Origin of the sequence: Paenibacillus sp. GCM10012306, from assembly GCF_042649265.1 — a bacterium.
Taxonomy (GTDB): domain Bacteria; phylum Bacillota; class Bacilli; order Paenibacillales; family Paenibacillaceae; genus Paenibacillus_AQ.
The window spans coordinates 221916-242929 of sequence record NZ_JBHRYW010000001.1 but is presented as its reverse complement, the minus strand read 5'-3'; the positions used below and the strand labels follow the sequence as shown (position 1 = coordinate 242929).

The following is a 21014-nucleotide window of genomic DNA, read 5'->3' as shown; positions in this document are numbered from 1 at the left end:
AAAAATCAAATTGTTGTCATTGCGCCCTCCACCATTTACTGGTAGTACATAAGTGTTTACCACTAGTAAACACCCTTAGTATAGAATCAAATTGTCACAGTATCATCAACATGAAGTAAATCTATTGTTAAAATTCCGGGGACGGATGACATCCGCTCCAATGTGCGATCCCAAGCCTGCCGAGACACAAAAAGGCGCTATTCCCAAAGGAATAGCACCTTTATATTTACACAAACGATGATTTAAGCGCGTACGCGTACTAGCTTAAGCTTTTACATAAGCCAAGATCATATCCACCATATGTCTCATCACAATAGCAGGATCTGTATCCTGGTCCTGGTGAAGCAGTTTCCCGCGCAGCAGCATCCGCTGTTTGGTCGCATTCACGACATTGCTAATGGTGTAACCCAGTGCCTTGACATCTATATCCTGGCGGATCGATCCATCATTCACCCCATCTTGGAGCGTAGATAAAAAAGGATGCGGTACACTACGTAGAAACGACCGGTATCGATCTTCAAGTTCCGGAGTCGGATATTCTTCCTGATAGAGCGTATCGAACATCGCAATGAATCGAATCGCGTCCTTACTTCCCTTTGAGTCCAGGATCTGCTCCTCCAGCAAGAATTGCAGCTTTTCAAAGCCACTATTACCTTGGTGAGTCGCCTGATTGACCTTTTCCAACCAAGCGCTTAAAATCTCAATTTCCACCTCGAAAATAATCTCATCCAGAGAGCGGAAATACTTATATAAGGTCACTTTACTAATCCCGCAAGCCTCAACAATATCCTTAAGTGTAACCGCAGTCAAACCACGTTCCATGAATAACTGCTTGGCATGCTGGATAATATCTTCACGCCGCTGATTTCTATGCAGCTCCAGCTGTTCTTTCCACTTGGGTTCCATTAAACTCCCCCTTATTCATTTATAGTTACCGAAATTGGCATTTCCAATAATAAAATCCTTCGCAGGCTACAGCTTTGCTTCCCACAAACCGCAGAATGAATCTACCGGTGAAGTTCCTGTAAAGGGAGAGCGACCGAGCAGCTTGTCAACGACAGCTTCAATTGTGGCTTCATTGCACGAATAGGCATTAATATACGTGGGTATACGGGGAACATCCAGCAAATGATACGGGTTGGCAAAAGAAACAAACACCGTTGGCAGCTCCTTAACAAACCACGGTACATTCGCAGCAAGAAACGGTTCCCAATTAATGCGTACTGTCGTCTGATTGCTTGCGGTCTCCACATTCGCTGCGTATAGTACCAGGTCATACTGATCGCGCAGCTTCCCTATAGCTTGAAAGAAAGCTTCAAAGTCAAGTTGTTCAGGGTTGAAATGTGTGACCTCAAACCCTTCCTTATTTAAGTGATCTGTCAATTGGCGCTCGGCAGAAACTTCACCGCGGGCTTTGCCGTTGGTCAGGCCATATAAGAGTACACGTCTATGCTTAGAGGCGGAAAGCGGCAGCAACTGCTGTGTATCCTTGACCAGGGTAACCCCTTGGTTCGCGCAGGCCTGCGACCACAGCCGATGCTCCTCACATTGCAAGAGCGAGAGCGCCTCTGGCCCTGGAACAAGCGTGCCGGCAATTTTACGCTGATGCAGACCCAAAGAGGCTTTGAGGGCTAAAATGCGTGTGACCGCCTCATCCAGCCTTTGCATAGTGAGAATTCCGCTTTCAAGCCCTTTCACCATGAAGCTGAAATCCTCCTCCATATTCTTGTTGAACAAGAACATGTCGCAGCCCGAAGCAATAGCCTTCGGCACGGCAATCTCCCGTCGCTCTGCCATCATAAAGCCAGCCATCAGTGTGGCGTCTGTAACAACAAGACCGTTAAAGCCGAGACGGTCCCGCAGCAGCCCCTGAATCAACTCGGGAGCCAGAGTCGCGGGCATAATCTCCTCATCACTGAGGCCGGGAGCGAGCATTCGTGAGTACGCTGGAAGCATGATATGGCCAGCCATTATAGTGTTGGCCCCTGCTTCAATAACTTCCCGGAAGACGCTCCCATAGGTATCGTCCCAGGCCTCAACGGACAAGGAATTTACCGAAGTTAAGAGATGCTGATCACGCTCATCAACGCCGTCACCCGGAAAATGCTTGACCGACACCGCAAGCCCACTCTCCTGCATCCCTGATATGAATGCTTTCGCCATCCTTGCGACACGGACTGGATCAGCTCCGAACGTCCGAACATTCGTTATCGGATTACGAAAGTTAAGATCAATGTCCACCACTGGCGCAAAGGCCCAGTTGCAGCCAACGGCCCATCCTTCCTTGCCGGCCACAAGACCGAGCTTATAGGCCACGTTTTCGTCATCCGTGGCGGCAACCTGTAGCGGATTGCCGAAATAAGTACCGTCGACAGCCGTCCCGTTCCCCCCGGCTTCCAAATTAGCAGCAAGAAGCAACGGGATGTCAGACAGCTGTTGAATGAAGCGATGCGTCTCCTGCACAGACGCCCCTGCTCCAGGGCGAAATAGCATTCCGCCCGGCTTGACTGCTTCAAGCAGCACCTTTAACTGCTGGGGATCATCTGTCCAACCGATCAGACAGAATAATTGTCCGATTTTCTCCTTAACGTCCATCGCTGCCAGTGTTTCATGAACCCACTGGATGTCCGCAGGCTTTAAATTAAACGGTTTTGCTTCCAAGTTTACCACGTTATTGATCCTCCTGACACTCATTCCAAACACAGCTTTTGTAAAGCTTCCCGTTTGGAAAGCGTTAGGTCGAACTCGGCGGCTAAATACGAATCGTAATCTCCATAGTTGTCCTTAATAGATTTAAAAACAGCCTCCATATACTCCTCTTTAATGCCGAGCATATGCTCAATATTCTTCAGGTCATCCTCATCCACATGCCCGGCAAGCTGATGCAGAATTTGGCCATTGATCTCCCTCATCGTTTCATTGGTGAGCAGATAATCCTCCATAATATCAGCCTCCGAAACGCCAAGCGCCATTAGAATCAGAGCTGCTCCCACGCCGGTCCGATCCTTGCCAGCCGTACAATGCTGCAGCAGTCCCAGATTGTTTTCAAGCTGAATCATCTCCATTAACCGTTGATATGCCGGGTTGTTAAACACCAAGTTCCTGTATAGATCCAACATCATCGTATCTGAACGATACTGCTTGAAGAACCCGCTTTTTAACAAACCTATTATAAAATGCTCCTGCTGATCCGCATTCTCCGTTTGATCCGGCATATTCATCATAGATAGCGAACCGGACGTAATGGCTTGTATGTGCAGATGGTTCACCTGCGGGAAGATCGGGTCAGGCTTCTTCTGTACCTCATATTCACTGCGGTAATCAACTATCGTTCGGATATTCAGGCCTTGAAAATCCCTGATATCCTGCTCTGATAACGCAAATAATTCGTCTGAACGAAAGAAAAGACCATGTTTGACTTTACGGCCATCGGCAGTACGATAACCGCCCATATCACGGAAATTATGTGTTCCCTGGAAAGGAATTAACCGATTCATATGTTCACCCCACCCTAATATTTGGCCCGAAATTCGGCATTTGCAATGCGCTACGAGCGGTTTATCACCATAAATTCACTCATAGTAAGTATATATTTACTATTAGTAAACACCCTTGAGTATAAGTATGATTTATTATGTAATGATTAAATCCAAGTAAAGAAATTATCAACGTAATCGAGTAGGAGACTACTCATCGTTGAGTAGCCGACCTCTCACACCACCGTACGTACCGTTCGGTATACGGCGGTTCAACCGCATAAGTGCTATTTTCATAGATGCTCGTACTGTGCCGGAAAGTCATAATATCCGGCCAGCGCGAGCTTTTCATTTGTTATGGAACGAGACAACACAGGGCTTCCGGCGATTCTCCAATACCCAAGGCGCGAGTTTCCTCACTGGTATGCCTGCCCTTCCGGTATTCCTAGCTTGCGCAGGTTTTGTACCTTACTTCTCGGCTTCTTCCATCCTTTCCAGATGTACATTCGAAGTCGCCTCCGTAGCCATTCGCTCCAGTTTTGCAAGATTCGTTTCATGTCGGCCACATAGTAGTAGCCAATCCAGCCCCGAATGTAGACCTTCACCTTCTCCATGACTTGACGGATATTCCTTCCTTGACTGCGGCTCGTCAGTTCTTCCAGCTTCTTCTTTGCTTTTGCGAGGGACTGACCATGCGCGCGAATATCCACGCTATTTCTGTTCTTTCCTAGTGCAAAACCAAGGAATTTGAAATGCTTCCGGGCCACTACGCTGACGACCTTGCTTTTCTGCGCATTCATCTGGAGTCTTAGCTTGTTCTCCAAATACCTCCCGCAGGATTCCAAAAGCCGTGTTGCTGCCTGTTTGCTTCTGGCTAGTACCACGATGTTATCTGCATACCGGATGACGTTCACTTCCCGACTCTTCATTTCCTGGTCAAATTCGTTCAGGTAGATGAAACTTTCCGTACTATGGCCTCTGCTGACTTCTCACAGCGAGCTTTAATCCGCTATTTCGGATTTTTTTCCTACTTCGCGTCTGTGGGATCTCCCCGGGTAAGAGCGATAACCTTCCCCTCATCTATCCGCCACATTTACAAGATGGGATTCGGGCAGTATTGGACTTTGCTTTGTCATGCGAGCTCGTCCGTCCCACCCTGCCTTGTATGTGATTTCTGTTCGTCAGACCGAGGGTTTGCCTCCGGCTTCCTTCAGATTCTGCCTCGCGGCAGACACCCTTGCCCTTGGCTAACAGTTCCTACTGCCAAGCCTGTAGCGGACTTTCACCGCCAAGTTATCGCCCATGCCGGGCGCACATGAAAAAATGGCGGTACAAGGGTTATCCTTGCATCGCCATTTTTTTTGCTTTGCTGAACTTCGTATTTTTGCAGACGAGGGAGCAGGTCTTTGCGGAACGCGCGTACTGCTTTTTTTAGCGGCTTATCCTTTGGCGTTTCCTGTATCCGGGACTCTAACTGCTTCACGACGGCTTCCACGCAGCCCCGAGGTCTGCTTAATTTTAATGTTATATAAATTAACACAATCGACGAAATCTATTGATATTTTTAATTTTGAGTAATATAATCTTACGCATAAACAATAACAGGAGGGCATTTAATGAAATTTACACCCAGAAATCTAACATCACTTGTCATCGCCTTGGTTTTAATCTTCGGAGTTTTACAGTTTCCCGCCTACGGCAAGGACGCGAAAGATAAAGACAAAAAAGCCAAGCCCTTCGTCCTTGAGGAAGCAACTGTAGACAGCATTCACGCCGCATTCGCGAACGGAACACTCACTTGTACCGCACTGGTCAAAAGTTACCTCGCCCGTATCAATGCTTATGACAAGAAAGGCCCAGCCATCAACTCCATTATTAACGTCAACAATGACGCATTGAACCTTGCAGCGAAGATGGATAAGCAGTACAAAGACAGCAAAGGCAAGGTTAGTCCCTTGTTTTGCATCCCGATCATTTTGAAGGACAACTACAATACTAAGGATATGCCTACGACTGGAGGCAACGTGGCCATGAAAGACTCGGTACCACCATCCGACGCCTTCACAGTAGATAAGATGCGCAAAGCCGGGGCTATCATCCTCGCAAAAGCCAATCTGCAGGAATTCGCGCGAGGAGGCATGTCCATCAGCAGCCTCGGCGGCCAAGTGTTGAACCCGTACGACTTAACCCTGACCCCAGGCGGCTCAAGCGGAGGTACCGGCGCGGCTATTGCCAGCAATCTCGCCGTGCTGGGAGCGGGCAGCGACACCGGTCAATCGATCCGCTCTCCCGCTTCCGCCAACAGCCTGGTTGGCGTGCGTCCCACCAGGGGTTTGATCAGCCGTGCCGGCGTCATGCCTAACAGCTTTACGCAAGATGAAATAGGCCCGATCACTCGCACAGTGAAAGACGCGGCCAGACTGCTCGACGTCATGGTCGGTTATGACCCGAAAGATCCTATCACCGCATTCGGCGTCGGCAAGACCCCGAAAAGCTATGCGGCCGGATTGAATGCCAATTCGCTGAAAGGCGCGCGAATCGGCGTCATGACCAATCTGTACGGTACGGAAGAACGCCATGCAGAAGTAAATAAGGTCATGGAGCAAGTGATCAAAACGATGGAAGCCAAAGGCGCGACGATCATCCGTTTCTCGCTTCCGGAATACGATACATTGTCACCGAAGGTAGGGACGGCTAGCTGGGAAGCTAGATCTGCGATGGATAAATACTTCGCCGAACTTGGACCCAACGCTCCCGTGAAAACCTTCCGTCAGCTGGTGGATTCCAAAACCGCATCACCGACAGTCCAAAAAACACTTGAAACCGAAATTGCCGTGGAAGACGGCCTGAACAACCTGGAGTATAAAGACCGCACCCTGAACCGTGACAAACTGCGTCTGGCAGTATCTTCGAAGATGGCTGACTTGGGGCTTGACGCCATCCTGTACCCGCTGCAGAAGGTACTCGTCGCCCCGATCAGCGCAGCGGATCAGATGGAGCGCAACGGTACGCTATCTAACGGCACAGGCTTCCCGGCCGTCACGTTCCCAGGCGGCTTCTCTACGCCAACCGCAACGGCGCCGCTTGGCGTTCCAATCGGAGCCGAACTGCTCGGCCGCGATTACAGCGAACCGCTGCTCCTCTCGCTTGCATATTCTTATGAGCAAGCAGCGAAGGTGCGCAAAGCTCCACTCAGCACTCCGCCCCTTAAATAAACACGTAGAGTAGACAACTTCATACCCCGAGTAAGTACAAGAGGCTGTTCCAAAGTTTGTGTTTGGGACAGCCTCTTTGTACAACTCCACAAGCTACGCTTCGTGAAATCAACTGTTCGTTTTCTTGTTCCTTGAAAGGGAATGGATCACTTCAAGGATTCAATGAATAGCTGACTTATTCTTTCATTAATATCATCCGGCACCGGCTGCATTCCGGCTTTCAACGTCTCTACTTCTGTAACAATACGATAGGCGGAATAGGATTGTAATCCTAGCCCGAGATCCATGATTTCAATCGGGTTACCGTCAGCACCGGCAAGGTTCAGCGGATTGGCTTGGTGAAGCAAGTAGAGACTTTTCTCCCCAAAGCTGATTCGTTCAATCCCCTCCTTGACCTGATCTATTGAAATGGAGGCCTGCTTGATGGCCTTAACATTAATCTCGAAGCTGTAATGACCAGAATTGCCGAGGATCACTTTATCTTTGAATAAAGGAATGTGCTGCTCGGTAATGACATCAAAGGCACCGGTCACTGTAATAATGACATCCGCCTCAGAAATTAACTCCCGCAATTCACCTACAATATGCCCATCCGACTTCGCTTTCAATTGATAGACAGGATTGAGATCATACACGAGTGTCGTGGCCCCTAAGCCACGGAACTTCTTCGCTACACCGCTCCCACAGTATCCGTAACCCACTACAAGTACCTTTTTGCCGCCGACCAGAAGGCTGGTGGTTCGCATAAATCCGTCGACAACCGATTGACCGACACCTACGGCGTTCTCCAGAATTTGCTTCAGAGGCGAGTCGTCAATCACAACAATGGGATAGGCCGTTTCTACATGACTTTTCTCGATAAGCAGTTTCCCGGAACGTGTCTCTTCATTGGCACCCATAGGACTCCAGCCCGGATTAAGCTCATGATGAGCCAGAATCAGGCTTGCTCCATTGTCCAGGAAAAGGTCTATTTTATGCTCCATCACCAGCTTGAGATATTCCTTATGTTCTTCGTAAGTGTCGCCTTCCTTACCAAGCACGGTGATATGCTCAAGGGAGGCCAAATATGCCGCAGTATCCTTCTTGGTCGTCCCCAGGCAGCCCACCAGATAGACATGCTCCGCACCACCGCCCAGCAGCCCTTCAATCCAAAATCCGGTTTTGGGTTCAATATGCATACACACCGCAATCGTCTTGCCTTTAAAGATTTGCTGTTCCTTAAATGTTTGGTTTACCCCAGCAACAACGGGCATCCGCTCCCGGAACCAATGCATTCTTACAGCTCCCGCATTCGCCAAACTATGATCATCAATTATAGAATTCATACTGTCACCTCTGTCTCTATGCATTTGTCTTGTCTTTCTGGCTCTAGTATAATGATTTGAAAATCATAACCAGGAGGACATATGTCCGCTTTTAGGACGACAAATAAAGACGTGAGGAGTCTGCCTACATGACGGTCAACAAGCCTCGACCAGACCTTAGAGCAGCCATCGTAAAGGCCAATCTCCAGGATCTTATTCCGGACGAGATCCTTCCTGCTCTTGAAATTAAGTGTTACAAGAAGAACGAAACGGTGATCTCTACCGGCAATGAAGTAACGGAGTTCTTTATCATTATCGAGGGCAAGGTAGCCATTCATAATTCATCTGAGAAAGGGAACATCGCTGTAGTGGATTATTTGGAGCGCGGGGGACTGCTGGGGGACATTGAATATTTTCATAAATGCCAATACCTTCATACTGTAATTGCCGCTGTGCCGACAGAAATTCTGCGAATTCCCCTGGAGATTATGAATAGTACGCTGACCCGATCCGTTCCCTTCCTAATGTTCATGTGCTCCAGCATAACAGAGAAGCTGATGCGGTCCTCCATTCAGAATGCCAGGTCCATGCTGTACCCTGCTCGCAACAAATTATGCAAGTACCTATTGCAGACTTCGGAGCTATTCGAGACACCGGTAATCTTCTTTGTCAGCAAAGAGGTTGCTAGCATGCTGGGGATTTCGGACCGCCATCTCCGGCGACTGCTCAATGAACTTATAGATGACCGGATTATTATTAAGGAAAATAAAACCGTAACTATCGTAGATATAAATAAACTGAGACAGTACTCGTCTTATTTTTAAATAAATGTCTCCAAACAAAAAACGGCATTTCTGCCGTTAGAATTTTCAAAAAAGCATGTTTATCAAATGATATCTGGCAAAAGTGCTCTACCCCTTGGTTCCTCCCTGCAATCCAAACCCCTTGGACATATACTGCTGAGAGAGGATATACATGATAATCGCCGGGATGGCATACAAGACTGAGAATGCGGCCAGGCTGCCGTAATCTACCATACCGTATTGTCCGAAGAACTGATACAGCTTCACGGAAGCCGGGAATTTTTCAGGGGATTGGAGCAGGATATACGGTACGAAGAAGTTGCCCCAACTACCAGAGAAGGTGAAAATCGCTACCGTACATATACCGGGAACCATGAGCGGAGCGACAACCTTGCGAATCCCCGTAAACACTGATGCCCCATCCACCCAAGCGGCTTCTTCCAGGTCACTCGGCACGGAATCCATAAAATTTTTCATCATCCAAATGCCATAAGGCATCGAAGATGCTACATAGAACAGAATGACACCAAGAATGTTGTCGTACAGCTTCAGCCCCAGAAACAACTGATACACAGGCACCATAACCGCCGTAATCGGCAGGGAGGTCATGAATAAAATCGTAAGCATGAACGGCTTCTTATATTTCAGCTGATAACGTGATAGCGGATAGGCTGCCAGCAAGGCCAGAACTACAACCAGCACAGCTTGGCTAAGCGACATTACAAGGCCGATCAGGAAGGCTCTTTGATTGTCTCTGCTTGTGATCACTTCAATATAATTAGCTCCGGTGAGCCGGCTTGGAACCTTTAGAGATTGCATCGCATTGGGATCTACGGACGCTACCAGAATCCAGAGCAGCGGTAGCACGAAGCATATTCCAAGCCCTGCAAGGATGACATACGGCAGGATACGAAAAATCAGTTTGCGCTGTTTGGCATTCATTTGGATTCACCTCGGTTACTCTTTCATCGAGCGGATATATAACAGACTTAGTACGATACCGATTAGCAGCAATAGTAAGGATATGGCCGTCCCGTAACCGAGCTGATAGTTCACGAAAGCTTGATTATACATGAAGATAGGCAACGTAGTTGTGGAGTTACCAGGGCCACCGCCGGTCATGGCATAAATCAGGCCGAACACCCCGAGCGTCTGCAAGGTGACCAGCATCATGTTGGTTGTGATGGTCCCTTTAATATAAGGAAGAATGATACGGGTGAATATTTTCCACTTGGATGCTCCATCCACCACCGCAGCTTCCTCAATTTCACTCGGCACATCGTCCAGCGCCGCTTGGAACACCAGCATCGAGAACGCGGTACCATGCCAAATATTCGCCAGAATAATAGTGAGCATCGGCACCGTGAACAGCCACGTCACTTCCGAAAATCCGAAAAAGCCAATGATCGCATTCAGCGTACCATCATCCCCAAAAAAGCTGTACAGACACAAGGCACATACGATCTCTGGTGTAACCCATCCTGCAAGCACGATAGTCCCGATAACACGCCGAAAGGTTTTGTTCCGCTGTTTCATCAGCAGGGCAATGAGAAATCCGAGCACCTGTTGGCCAATAACCGCCGAGCCGATCAGGAAGATCAGCGTATTCCAGATGCTGATTCTTACCGTGGGGTCCTGAAACATCCGTGTATAGTTATCGAATCCGATAAATTTCAATTCCTTCGCGGCTTCACCGGTCAGCGCCAGGTTCGTAAAGGAATAGAAGAACGTCAACAATATCGGATAAATAAAAAATAGGAGCATAATCGCGATCGAAGGCAGTAAAAAAAAGAGCCATGTATACGATTTTTTGGACTTACCGTACATGTCCACTGACAAGCTGCTCATGTGCCGTTCTCCTTCCGTGCTGCAGTTCTGAATAAGGCCGCAGGCCCAAGCATTCATGGGTAACCTGAAAGAATGCTTGAGCTAGCCAGCCTCTGGCTAATGTCTTCTATTTCTCTACTGCATGATCCGCACCGACGATGCGGGTAACATCCTGCGCATATTTGTTCATTGCATCCGCAGGCGCAGTTCCGGTAGCCACGGACTCCACCATCGTTTGGATTTGTGTGGACACTTCCGGATATTTATCCTGAGCGGGTCTGAACTCCGCATTTTTCAGATATTCGGTTGCGATCTCGTTAAATGGCATTTTGGTATAGCCCGGGTCCTTGGCAACATCGGCACGCACGGTAATATTTCCGGAGGCAATAACCAGCTTCTGGGTGTATTCCTTGCCTAAGGCGTATTGGATAAACGCCCATGCTTCATCCTTATTCTTGGAGTTGCTTGGAATCGACAGTGCCCAGCCACCAGCCAGTGTTATAGAGCCTGGCTCCTGTCCTTTACTGGTAGGCATCGGTGCAAATCCCAGCACATCCTTATATTCCGGCCATGGCGCAGCCCCGGTATCGAGATAATTCCCTGAAATCCATGATCCGTCCAGTGAAATTGCCAGTTTGCCTTTAGGCAGGTATTCGCGCGAAGCGGTGTTGCCGGCCTGGCCGTTCAGCACTTTGGACAGCGGAGGCCCCAGCTTTTCCTTATTAACCGTCTCTACGAAGCCAAGCGCATCGAGAATGCCCTGGCTTTTGACCGTCCATTTCCCGGTGGCATCATCGTACAGTCTCTCGCCTGTACCATACAGCAGCATTTCGTAGGTCTGCATCGAGGTAGCCTCGCCCGTCGCCTTGCCCATGTTCATCCAGATCGGCACGACATCCGGCGCTTTCTCCTTGATCGCTCTGGCCGCATTCAGGACATCTTCCCATGTCTTCGGCTGCCAGTCTTCTGGAAGACCAGCCTGCTTGAAGATCTGCTTGTTGTACCATAAGCCGCGGGAATCCGTATTGTAAGGAACCCCGTATACTTTGCCGTCACTAGCTGTAACACCCTTCTTCATCGCTTCGATAAAGGAGCCGTTGGTCCAGTCCTCCCATTTCGCCAATCTATCATCAAGCGGCTCCAGGAATCCTGCACTGGCATCCGAATTCAGAATAAACGTATCTTCGGTCACAATATCCGGTGCGGTATCCTTGGACTTCAAAGCCAGAGCGATCTTCGCAAAATAATCTCCTTCCGACGCTTGAATCGGCGTGGGCTTGATATCCACATTTTTATCAGGATAGCTTGCCGCTACTTCCTTCAGCCACTTATAGAACGCCCCATTCTCACCGACACCGTCATCCCTGAACGTAACCGAAACCGTCTTCTTGACCGTCTGCCCTTCTTGGGTCTTCCCCGGCTTGCTCGTCTCTGCCGGGCTATTCTTGCCACCCGAACAACCAAACAATAAGGACACACTTAATACCGACGTTGCCACAAGCCAAAATCCCCTTTTGCCTGTCTTCATCCTTTGGCCTCCTTTTGTACATATAAAATGGTTATATAATCCATTTTATATGAATACGCTTTCAGTAACGTATATTCATCTCTATTTCCGAGGCCGTTCAGATATTCTTAACTTTTTTCTCACCACAAAAAGATCACGGTCAGACGAGCCATCAGCATGGACTCGAGATCATCAAAAAGCCGCTAAACAGGAAGGTTTAGCGGCTTGACAGCTATTATAATTTCTCATTCATTTCATATGATTTCCGGGACAGTATTCTATTTCAGACCCTTGAGCAGGTTCCCCCAGAACGTTGAGTAATGCTCCCAGTTCATGAATTCCAGCGAGCCCCAGTGTGGCGCACAGTCGCTTGCGAAGGCTGCGGTTTTGCCTGATCCATAGGTGCCTAGTACAAGCATTGGATCACCATTATGATTCAGAATTTCTTCCGCATCCGGCTTGGTCACCAATTTATTGTAGCCTAGCAGCCTCGGCCACTCACCGAATGAATCGACCAGCGGATGGGACTTCGAAGCCTTCGGAGAGAAGCCTTCCGGCATCTCCACACGGTCCTCACCATTCATCATTTCAACTGGCAACACCTCGGCGAGAATGGTGTTTTTGTAATTCGCCTTACCTTCGATCCCCATAAACGTCAGGTACCCACCGATCATCAATAGGCCGCCACCTGCCGCAACAAATTGTCTAATGGAGTCGAGCGCATTGGGAACAATCTGCATTTGATAGAACGTAGGGTTCTGCAACAGGAAGGTGTTGGCACCCACATCACTGATCACAATGGCATCAAAGGCTTGCAGCTCTTCCAGGCTTTTCGGGAAGCGTACCTGCACTTCATGCGAAGGCATGTAAGTCACATCTACATCTTCTTCGCGCAAGCAGGATAACAGATACGTAGCTCCTTCTTCATATTTAGTTGATGTAAAGCTGTCATACCCTTTCGTATGAATCATATGAACAATCCAGGATTCGCCTATGAATAATACCTTCATCAATTCTGCACCTCCACTGCTTCAGTTCCGCACCAATCTATAATCGTCTTCGCAATCATCTTCACCGCATCTATCACTTCGTTTACAGGCGTGAACTCATCGCTGTGGTGGGCCAGACTAGGATCTCCCGGTCCGAAATTCACTGTGGGAATCCCCACATTAACCGGCCAGCCCATATCCGTATGGAAGCCCAGACCTTCAATTTTGCCTTCCAGACCAAGGGATTGCAGGGATTGAACACAAGTCTGAACAAAAGGATGCTCAACATCGGTTTCCGCACAATCGGCATCCACCAACCACTCAATCTCCGGCAGATTTTGACTTAGCCAAGGATCTGATTTTGCTACACTATTAATAAAATTTTCCAGTTCTTTCTTTACATGTCCGCCCATTAATTTATCGTCCCGTTCCGAAGGCAAATACTGCGCATTAAACACGATTTCAGCTTCGTTGGCAAATGAAGTTGGGTACTCACCCGCATTAAACTGCGCTACATGGACCTGACAGGGAATCGAGAGATACGGATGTGTCTTGCGTACAGCCCAGTCTGCATTCAGATGATCGAACTGATCCAGGATCAATCTGGCTTTTTTAATGGCATCCACCGCACCGCCATTCTGCCAGTCCGCCTGCGGCATCTCGATATGACCACTACGGCCTTGCACCTTGATCTTGCCCCAAAGAATTCCTCTGCATAATGGAGCGATTGTAAGGGAAGTAGGCTCCGTCAATATACAGCCATCTGCACGATAGCCATGGTGAATAAAATCAAGTGCACCCATGCCACCCGTCTCTTCATCCACGACCGTACCCACAATGACAGGCCCCTTAAGCTTAGCCCCGCTGCGCAGGATCGCCTCAACCGCCATAATCATGGCCGCGACCCCGCCCTTCATATCCACCGTTCCCCGACCATACAGTTTGCCGTCAATCACCTCTGCTCCAAAGGGATCTACAGTCCATTTCGAACCGGCTTTTACTACGTCAATATGTCCAAAGAGTAGCAGGGACTTCCCTTCTGCCCCCGCTCCAAAAGTAGCCGCCAAATTGGGTCTTCCTTTAAAATCTCTTCCCGGATAATAACCGGCCATTCCCTCATATTGCTTTAAGTCGTCAGCGACAGGTTCCCATAATTCGATCTCCGCGCCTAATTTAGACAGCTTGTCAGCAATAAATTCCTGAACGTCTTTTTCTTTGGATGGCCCTGGCTCATCAAAAAACCAGGGGTTCACACTTGGAATCTGTATCAATTGCTGTAAGAAGCCTATAATTTCATCGTTATGATCATCTATCCACTGCATAATTTGCTGTTCTTGATTCATAGCTGCCAGTCCTCCTCAAGTTGATCAAGCTTGGGTACTTCAGAGATGGACGAGCCATCTCCGAAACTTACCGTATCTCCATCTTTGAAATCCACCCATGGATTGATCATTTCATCACCGAACTTGTCCTTCTTCTTCTCAATGGCGAACATGTAGCGCGCATCCTCATGGGCAGGATAAGCTGGACTGTGCCAGACCCCCCGGCCAATAATGATGGCTTGCCCCGGTTTGATCTTGAAGCATTTCACCGTGCGTGCATCGGGATGTTCATCCGGATCATCAATATCGGCACATAACGCCACCGGCTGAATGATCTCTTTATCGAAAGTAAGTAGCAGCTCCTCCCGACTTACGTGGCGCTCCATCGCCTCCACCAAAAACTCCCTCTTTTTCGTAATCACAAGTCCAAAGCCAATGGGCTCGTGTACATCCAGCATATCGATGTAATTCCAGCAGTCCCATCCATCTCCCGTTTTGGGCGGAGCGTAAGAAGGAAGATCTATTACTTTGCCGAAAGGTTCAAAAGCCTCTTTCGTTAATGGTTCTACAGAGATGCTATGCTGCATTTTTACGCCTCCTTTCCTGTAGGATTAGAATCCAAAGCTGTCTACGTTATCATTTGTGACTTCAAGCATGCCGATAAAGACGCTTTGCCCATCCACTTTCACCTTGCCGACCGTTGGCACATCCATGCCGTCTGTGATTTTTTTCCCTTGAGCTAGTTGATCGAGGACGTACACAGTCATGTAGGCGAGCTTGCCTGGGTCCCAAATAATATCTGTTTTAATCGTGCCATTCTTAACGTAGTTTTTGACCACACTAGGAACGGCAATACCGGTGATAGCAATTTGTCCTGCTTTCAAAGTGCCAGCCTTTACTGCTTGCTCGACCACTTCAGCTGCTGCCGGCGGCTCACCGCCTGCAAATCCAATGATGCCCTTCAAATCGGGATATGTTTTGATGAGGTTCTGCGCATTGGCATATGCCTTCTGTTGATCATCATCACTGGACACCGTTGTAACCACTTCAACGCCCGGATAATTAGCCTTCAGGTAAGCTTTTGCTGCTTCTGATTTGGCAATTTGATTCTGAGAACCAAGACCTGCTACCATGAATGCCACCTGGCCTTTGCCTCCAATCTCGTCGCCGATCGTTTTAGCCAACTTGTCTCCAACCTCTTCATCCGTGGCTGGAGCTATATAATATTGACGGTCCGTATCTGGTGCATCGCTGTCCCAGGTGACAATTTTGACGTCCTGACCGGCTGCTTTCTTGAATACAGGTCCAACGGCTTTGGCATCATTTGGCGAGACCCCAATCCCGTTCACTTGACGAGTCAACATATCCTGAATCATATTAATTTGCTTGGAGGAATCTGCCTCTGTGGGAGCATTGAAGAGAACTTTCACCTTCAGATCAGTCTCCGCTTGTTTGGCTCCTTTTTCAGCGGCCGCCCAATAAGCGGGGCCAATGGACTTGGGATTAATGAAATAGGTTCTTGTGGCAGTGGACGAAGAGCCTTGATTGCTATCGCTTCCCGCACTTTCTTGTGGTTTGGAGTTGCCCGTATTTCCGCAAGCAGCCAAAGTAAGTGTCAATAATCCAGTAATTAACGTAGTAGCGATTTTTCTCATGTGCTTCGACCTCCAAGTAAGTTATGCTTTTTGTTTACCAACAGCGATCAACAACAGAATGCCGAGAATTACGGATTGATACAATACGGATACACCCAACAAATTAAGGCCATTGCGTAAAAACACGATAATTAGCAAGCCGAGAAACGTACCTGCCAGACTCCCCCTTCCGCCAAAAATATGTGTGCCTCCTATCAGGGTAGCTGTAATTACATCAAGCTCTATATTTGTACCTGATGTCGCTTCTGCACTTGCCAGACGGGACACTAGGAAAACACCAGCCAAAGCGGAGAACAACCCACTGATCATGAACAAAATGAACCGGGTGCGAACAACAGAAATCCCTGAATAATGGACGGTTTCTTCGTTGTTACCTATGCCATACACATAGAGGCTAAAGCGCGTCTTCTTCATTACAAAATTCGCAATCAAGAACATGACGGCCAGGAAAATCGCATTAAAGGGAACCCCCCAGAAATATTGCTGGCCTAGAAAGTAGAAGGCATCCGGATAGCCGCTGATCGGCCTTCCTTCGTTCAGTACATAGACAAGACCGCGAAGCATCACCAGCATTCCGATGGTCACAACGATAGCCTGCATACGATGCCTGGCGATCAGGTACCCGTTAACAGCTCCGCATGCCAGTCCAGCTAACAACCCTATGATTACGCTAAGCCAAATGTTCAGGCCACCCTGGAACGCTAGTCCCATACAAACAGCGGAGAAGGCAAGAATTGAGCCGACGGAAAGATCCATTGCGCCTGAAATAATGATCATAGTCATCGGGATTGCGATCAGACCAACCTCGACCATCTGGTTCAGCACATTCATGAAATTGGTGAATGACAGGAAGTAAGGAGATTGAATGCTGAAAAAGACGAGGATGAAGATAAACAAAAGCGACTGAACCAGCATTTTATTAGATTTGAAGTTAAAAAATTGGGTCAGTGCACTCATATCAACTCGCCGCCTTTGCGTTTATTTTGTCTGACGTATTGCAGCGTATTAATGGCAATGGCCAAGATAATCAGAAACCCAGTCGTCGCATCTACCCAAAACGGAGACACCTTGGCAATGACCAAGCCGTTCTTGATAATTCCCATCAGGAGAATACCGACTGCCGTTCCAGCAATTGTGCCAGTTCCGCCAAAGATGCTTCCCCCGCCGATCAAGACCGCTGCCATTACTTCAAAGGATAGATTGCTGCCCGCCGTTGAGGCCTGAACACTACCCACCTTGGAGGCAAAAATCACTGCCGCAATGCCCACAAGCATTCCGCTGAATACGTAGACCATAAATTTGGTTCTCGGTATACTAACTCCGGCCAGCTTGGCCGCAGCTTTATTGCCGCCAATCGCATAGATTCTGCGGCCAAAGCGAGTGAATTTTAGAAGAAAGATAAAGCCGATGATCAGGACTACAGCAACGATTAGCGGAAAGGAAATGCCCAGGACCTGACCTTGTCCGAAGAACTGGAATCCTGGGGGAAAATTAGTCATCCATGTTCCGCCGCTGATCCCCACGGCCAGACCACGAAAGATATACATCGAAGCTAACGTAACAATAATGTCCGGAATGTTCAGCACAGCAATAAAGTAGCCGTTAAACACACCGCACAGAATCCCTATGCCAATGCCAAGCAAGGAAGCAAGCCAAGGTGACATCCCGTGACTGAGGAATAGCCCCACTGAAGTGGCGGTCAGGGCCAGCACCGAGCCTACCGATAAGTCGATGCCGCCCAGCAGAATCACCATAGTCATCCCGATTGCAACAATCGCGCTGGAAGTATTCTGATCCAATATCAACTTCGCATTATCCAGTTGAAGAAACTCCGGGGAGATGATGGTAAACAGGATGCCTATCAACAGTGTGAACAGGATGATCGGTGCCTCGTGGATGTTCAATAGACGCTTCATATGACCTCTTCTCCCTTCGTCCGCGGATTGGAGGCACGCTTCAGCAGTTGCTCCTGATCCGCTTCCCCGTGTCCAAATTCATGAACAATTTCTCCCTTATGCAGCACCAGGATTCGATCACTGAGGCCGATGACCTCCGGCATCTCTGATGAAATAAGCAATATGCTTAAGCCCTTTAATGCTAACTGATGAATAATGTTATAGATTTCAGCCTTCGCCCCCACGTCCACACCTCGTGTTGGTTCTTCAAGAATGAGGATTTCCGGTTCTGCGGCCAACCATTTGCCGATGACTACCTTTTGCTGATTGCCACCGCTCAAAAAATCGACACTTTGCAGATCATCGGGCGCCTTGATATGCAATTGCTCCATATAGGAGCTACTCATTTTTTTAATCTCTTCCTGATCCAGAATCAAGCCCTTTGAGAGTTTCGGCAGGATGGGAAGCGCTAGATTTTGCCGAATCGACATCGGTTTAATAATGCCTTGGCGGTGACGATCCGGCGGAACATAAGCAATCTTCTTGGCTTTCGCTTCATTAGGAGTGTTAATTTGTACTTGAACACCATTGATCTCGATTGCCCCTGTTCCCTTCACTAATCCGAAGAGTCGCTCTGCTACAGTGTGGGAGCCGGAACCCGGTATACCAAACAGCCCGAGAATCTCACCTTTTTTCAAGTTGAAAGAAATAGAATGCGTGGAGTCGAGAGACAACTCCTTCACCTGCAGCACAATCTCTTCTCTCGGCTCTACGGTTCGCACAGGATATAATTGGGCAACCTCTTTGCCAACCATCATCTGAATCAGACTCTGCTCGGTAACCTCTTTGATCCCGTGTGTAGCGATTTTCTTCCCGTCTCTTAATACCGTCACTTTATCTGCAATTTCGAATATTTCTTTCATCCGGTGCGAGACATAGACGATAGCCACACCCTGCTCTTTAAGCCGCTTTACTACATCGAACATCTTTTGCACTTCATTCTCTGGCAGCGCTGCTGATGGCTCGTCCATGATCAGTACGTCCGCCTGGAACGATAAGGCCTTGGCAATCTCGATGACCTGCTGGCTGTGAACCCCCAGATGTCGTACTTCCTTACGGACATCAATCCCTCTCCCACCAATGGAGTCGACCAGTTTCTGTGCTTCACTATATAATCTTGACCAGTGGATTCTTCCGAACCGCCCCACTACTTCTGGACGGTCGATATAAATATTCTCTGCCGCAGATAAGTTGGGAAACAGATTGAATTCCTGATGAATGATAGATACTCCTTGATGCTGCGCATCAAGAGGATTACGAAAGACTACATCCTGTTCTTTGAGCCGGACAATCCCTTTGGTAGGTGCATACACACCGGATAATATTTTCATCAAAGTAGATTTCCCGGCCCCATTCTCCCCCATCAAAGCATGAATCTCTCCGGGATAAAGCTCGAAATCAACACCTTCCAAAGCTTTTACACCCGGAAACTCCTTGCTGATCCCCTCCATCGATAAGATCGGACGTTCCATCGTTAACCCTCCCTTTCAAACGATCTCGTCTGGTTGACTAGTGAACAGATGTGAAATTTAGGCATACTTTAACAAGACTCAGCTTTAAATCAACAAAGTCAATGGATGCAATAGATTATCTTAATCCAACTTAATCTAATCCGCTCTTTCTTTTTTCAAATAAATTCAAGAACCTGCGCTTCTTCCTGCGACTAATTCATTTTTTTAACGGAGCCGTATTTCATTAGTTCGACATCCAGTATGACCTTCTTCGGATTTGTCTCATCCGTATCTTTATCCCTAATTCTCTTAATTAGCATTTCTGCAGCTTGCGTCCCCATTTCACGAGTAGGTCTGCGAACGACCGTTACTTTCGGTTGCACAAATTCGGCCAGTTCATTCTCATCGAACCCGATTAATGAAATGTCTTCCCCAATCTCCAGATTCAAATCCCTAATCGCCTTGATGGCTCCCTGACAAATCAAGTTATTGGCTGCAAAAATCGCTGTCGGGGGAATGTCAGCTTGCATTAATTCAATGGTAGACTGGTATCCGCTCTCCTCCAGCCAGCTCCCTTGCTTGTGATACTCAGGGTCAGGGCTAACCCCGCCTTCAACCATCGCCCGCTGATATCCCCAATACCGATCCTTACCGTCATTAAAGTCATGCTTCCCATCTATAATTGCAATGCGTGTGTGACCATACTCCAAAAAATGCTTGGTAGCTTCGTAAGCGCCGCGATAGTTATCAATCATGACACCATCATGGCCGCTGTTATCGATGTACCGATCTACCAGAATTGTCGGCTTACGAATGGTCTGGTAAAAATCCGCTGTCTTATGAGTACCAATCAAGATAAAACCGTCGGCGTTTTTACCAAGAAAACTCTCGAAATAGGTGGACTCTTCGGCCTCATCGCCATTCGTGGATACTACGAGTGTGACAAAGCCTTCTTTCTTTGCTACTTCCACCGTTCCGCCTATTACTGCCGTGTAGAAAGGATTCTGAATCTCCGGCACAACTACCGCCAGCATATTCGTCTTTTTATTCACCATAGATGCCGCTATCGTGTTCGGCACGAAGTTTAATTCATCGATTACTTTCAATACTTTTTTTCGTGTAGCCTCACTTACCCGGTCCAGTCCATTGATTACCCGAGATACAGTCGCAACAGACACATTGGCCGTTTTTGCCACATCTTTAATCGTCATGTCCCTTTTCGTGACAACCACTTCCATTCTTTACCTCTGTTTTTGTAATAACGTTTTTACAACCTTTATACCTTTTATAATGTAAGACTATTTAACATTGATCTGTTGTTTTGCAAAAACGTTTACGCAATTTCTAATCTCATTCTAGTTTATGTTAGATAAGTTATCAATACATTTTTAAAAATTTAAAAAATAAAGATAAATGCAACATATATATAACATTAAGATGACATAAATAATCATTTATACTCCATTAAAAAATAATTCATTTAATCACGTCATAAAATATAACACTTAAA

19 protein-coding genes are annotated in these 21014 nt (G+C 47.7%); 2 read left to right on the top strand and 17 right to left on the bottom strand.

The window, feature by feature from the left end; genetic code table 11:
* Window positions 1-264: 264 nt before the first annotated feature.
* From ACFORK_RS01095 to ACFORK_RS01075, 5 genes are all read right to left on the bottom strand, one after another.
* Window positions 265-906, bottom strand: a complete 642-nt coding sequence (locus tag ACFORK_RS01095) for a TetR/AcrR family transcriptional regulator (RefSeq protein WP_379194740.1) — start codon at window positions 904-906, stop codon at window positions 265-267.
* 66 nt (window positions 907-972) lie between these two features.
* Window positions 973-2670, bottom strand: coding sequence for a glycoside hydrolase family 3 protein (locus tag ACFORK_RS01090; protein ID WP_379194738.1), 1698 nt, complete (start codon window positions 2668-2670; stop codon window positions 973-975).
* A gap of 20 nt (window positions 2671-2690) precedes the next feature.
* Window positions 2691-3497 (bottom strand): tyrosine-protein phosphatase, encoded by an 807-nt coding sequence (locus tag ACFORK_RS01085; RefSeq protein WP_379194736.1) that lies wholly within the window; start codon window positions 3495-3497, stop codon window positions 2691-2693.
* Between the two features lie 395 nt (window positions 3498-3892).
* Window positions 3893-4426, bottom strand: coding sequence for a group II intron maturase-specific domain-containing protein (locus ACFORK_RS01080; protein ID WP_379195734.1), 534 nt, complete (start codon window positions 4424-4426; stop codon window positions 3893-3895).
* 332 nt (window positions 4427-4758) lie between these two features.
* A complete protein-coding gene (locus ACFORK_RS01075) occupies window positions 4759-4959 on the bottom strand; it encodes a hypothetical protein (protein WP_379194734.1) in 201 nt (66 codons plus the stop codon).
* Window positions 4960-5092: 133 nt separating this feature from the next.
* Between ACFORK_RS01075 and ACFORK_RS01070 the strand changes: the two genes are divergently transcribed.
* Window positions 5093-6691 (top strand): amidase family protein, encoded by a 1599-nt coding sequence (locus ACFORK_RS01070; RefSeq protein WP_379194732.1) that lies wholly within the window; start codon window positions 5093-5095, stop codon window positions 6689-6691.
* A 146-nt stretch (window positions 6692-6837) separates the two neighbouring features.
* Here the strand turns inward: ACFORK_RS01070 and ACFORK_RS01065 are convergent, their stop codons facing one another.
* Window positions 6838-8016, bottom strand: a complete 1179-nt coding sequence (locus ACFORK_RS01065) for an adenosylhomocysteinase (RefSeq protein ID WP_379194730.1) — start codon at window positions 8014-8016, stop codon at window positions 6838-6840.
* Window positions 8017-8144: 128 nt separating this feature from the next.
* On the opposite strand from ACFORK_RS01065, the gene ACFORK_RS01060 reads away from it, so the two are divergent.
* Window positions 8145-8819, top strand: a complete 675-nt coding sequence (locus ACFORK_RS01060) for a Crp/Fnr family transcriptional regulator (RefSeq protein WP_379194728.1) — start codon at window positions 8145-8147, stop codon at window positions 8817-8819.
* An 87-nt stretch (window positions 8820-8906) separates the two neighbouring features.
* Here ACFORK_RS01060 and ACFORK_RS01055 read toward each other — a convergent pair whose 3' ends face one another.
* From ACFORK_RS01055 to ACFORK_RS01005, 11 genes are all read right to left on the bottom strand, one after another.
* On the bottom strand, window positions 8907-9740 hold the full coding sequence (locus ACFORK_RS01055) for a carbohydrate ABC transporter permease (RefSeq protein WP_379194726.1): 834 nt from the start codon (window positions 9738-9740) through the stop codon (window positions 8907-8909).
* Between the two features lie 15 nt (window positions 9741-9755).
* A complete protein-coding gene (locus ACFORK_RS01050; protein ID WP_379194724.1) occupies window positions 9756-10646 on the bottom strand; it encodes a carbohydrate ABC transporter permease in 891 nt (296 codons plus the stop codon).
* A 106-nt stretch (window positions 10647-10752) separates the two neighbouring features.
* Complete coding sequence (locus ACFORK_RS01045; RefSeq protein WP_379194722.1) at window positions 10753-12153, bottom strand: ABC transporter substrate-binding protein; 1401 nt, start codon at window positions 12151-12153, stop codon at window positions 10753-10755.
* Window positions 12154-12410: 257 nt separating this feature from the next.
* The gene (locus ACFORK_RS01040; RefSeq protein ID WP_379195732.1) at window positions 12411-13142 is read right to left on the bottom strand and encodes a glutamine amidotransferase; all 732 of its coding nucleotides are present in this window, start codon (window positions 13140-13142) and stop codon (window positions 12411-12413) included.
* A complete protein-coding gene (locus ACFORK_RS01035) occupies window positions 13142-14464 on the bottom strand; it encodes an ArgE/DapE family deacylase (protein WP_379194720.1) in 1323 nt (440 codons plus the stop codon). Before ACFORK_RS01035 ends, ACFORK_RS01040 begins: the two co-directional genes overlap by 1 nt.
* Complete coding sequence (locus ACFORK_RS01030) at window positions 14461-15030, bottom strand: ureidoglycolate lyase (protein ID WP_379194717.1); 570 nt, start codon at window positions 15028-15030, stop codon at window positions 14461-14463. The genes ACFORK_RS01035 and ACFORK_RS01030 overlap by 4 nt, the downstream gene beginning before the upstream one ends.
* A 24-nt stretch (window positions 15031-15054) precedes the next feature.
* Window positions 15055-16098: an autoinducer 2 ABC transporter substrate-binding protein gene (locus tag ACFORK_RS01025; protein WP_379194715.1), complete on the bottom strand. Its 1044-nt coding sequence runs from the start codon at window positions 16096-16098 to the stop codon at window positions 15055-15057.
* Between the two features lie 21 nt (window positions 16099-16119).
* Window positions 16120-17055, bottom strand: a complete 936-nt coding sequence (locus ACFORK_RS01020) for an ABC transporter permease (RefSeq protein WP_379194713.1) — start codon at window positions 17053-17055, stop codon at window positions 16120-16122.
* Window positions 17052-18014 carry an ABC transporter permease gene (locus ACFORK_RS01015; RefSeq protein WP_379194711.1) on the bottom strand — a complete coding sequence of 321 codons (963 nt, stop codon included), beginning with the start codon at window positions 18012-18014 and terminating at the stop codon, window positions 17052-17054. Before ACFORK_RS01015 ends, ACFORK_RS01020 begins: the two co-directional genes overlap by 4 nt.
* A complete protein-coding gene (locus ACFORK_RS01010; RefSeq protein ID WP_379194709.1) occupies window positions 18011-19525 on the bottom strand; it encodes a sugar ABC transporter ATP-binding protein in 1515 nt (504 codons plus the stop codon). The genes ACFORK_RS01015 and ACFORK_RS01010 overlap by 4 nt, the downstream gene beginning before the upstream one ends.
* A gap of 191 nt (window positions 19526-19716) precedes the next feature.
* Complete coding sequence (locus tag ACFORK_RS01005) at window positions 19717-20715, bottom strand: LacI family DNA-binding transcriptional regulator (protein WP_379194707.1); 999 nt, start codon at window positions 20713-20715, stop codon at window positions 19717-19719.
* Between the last annotated feature and the right edge of the window lie 299 nt (window positions 20716-21014).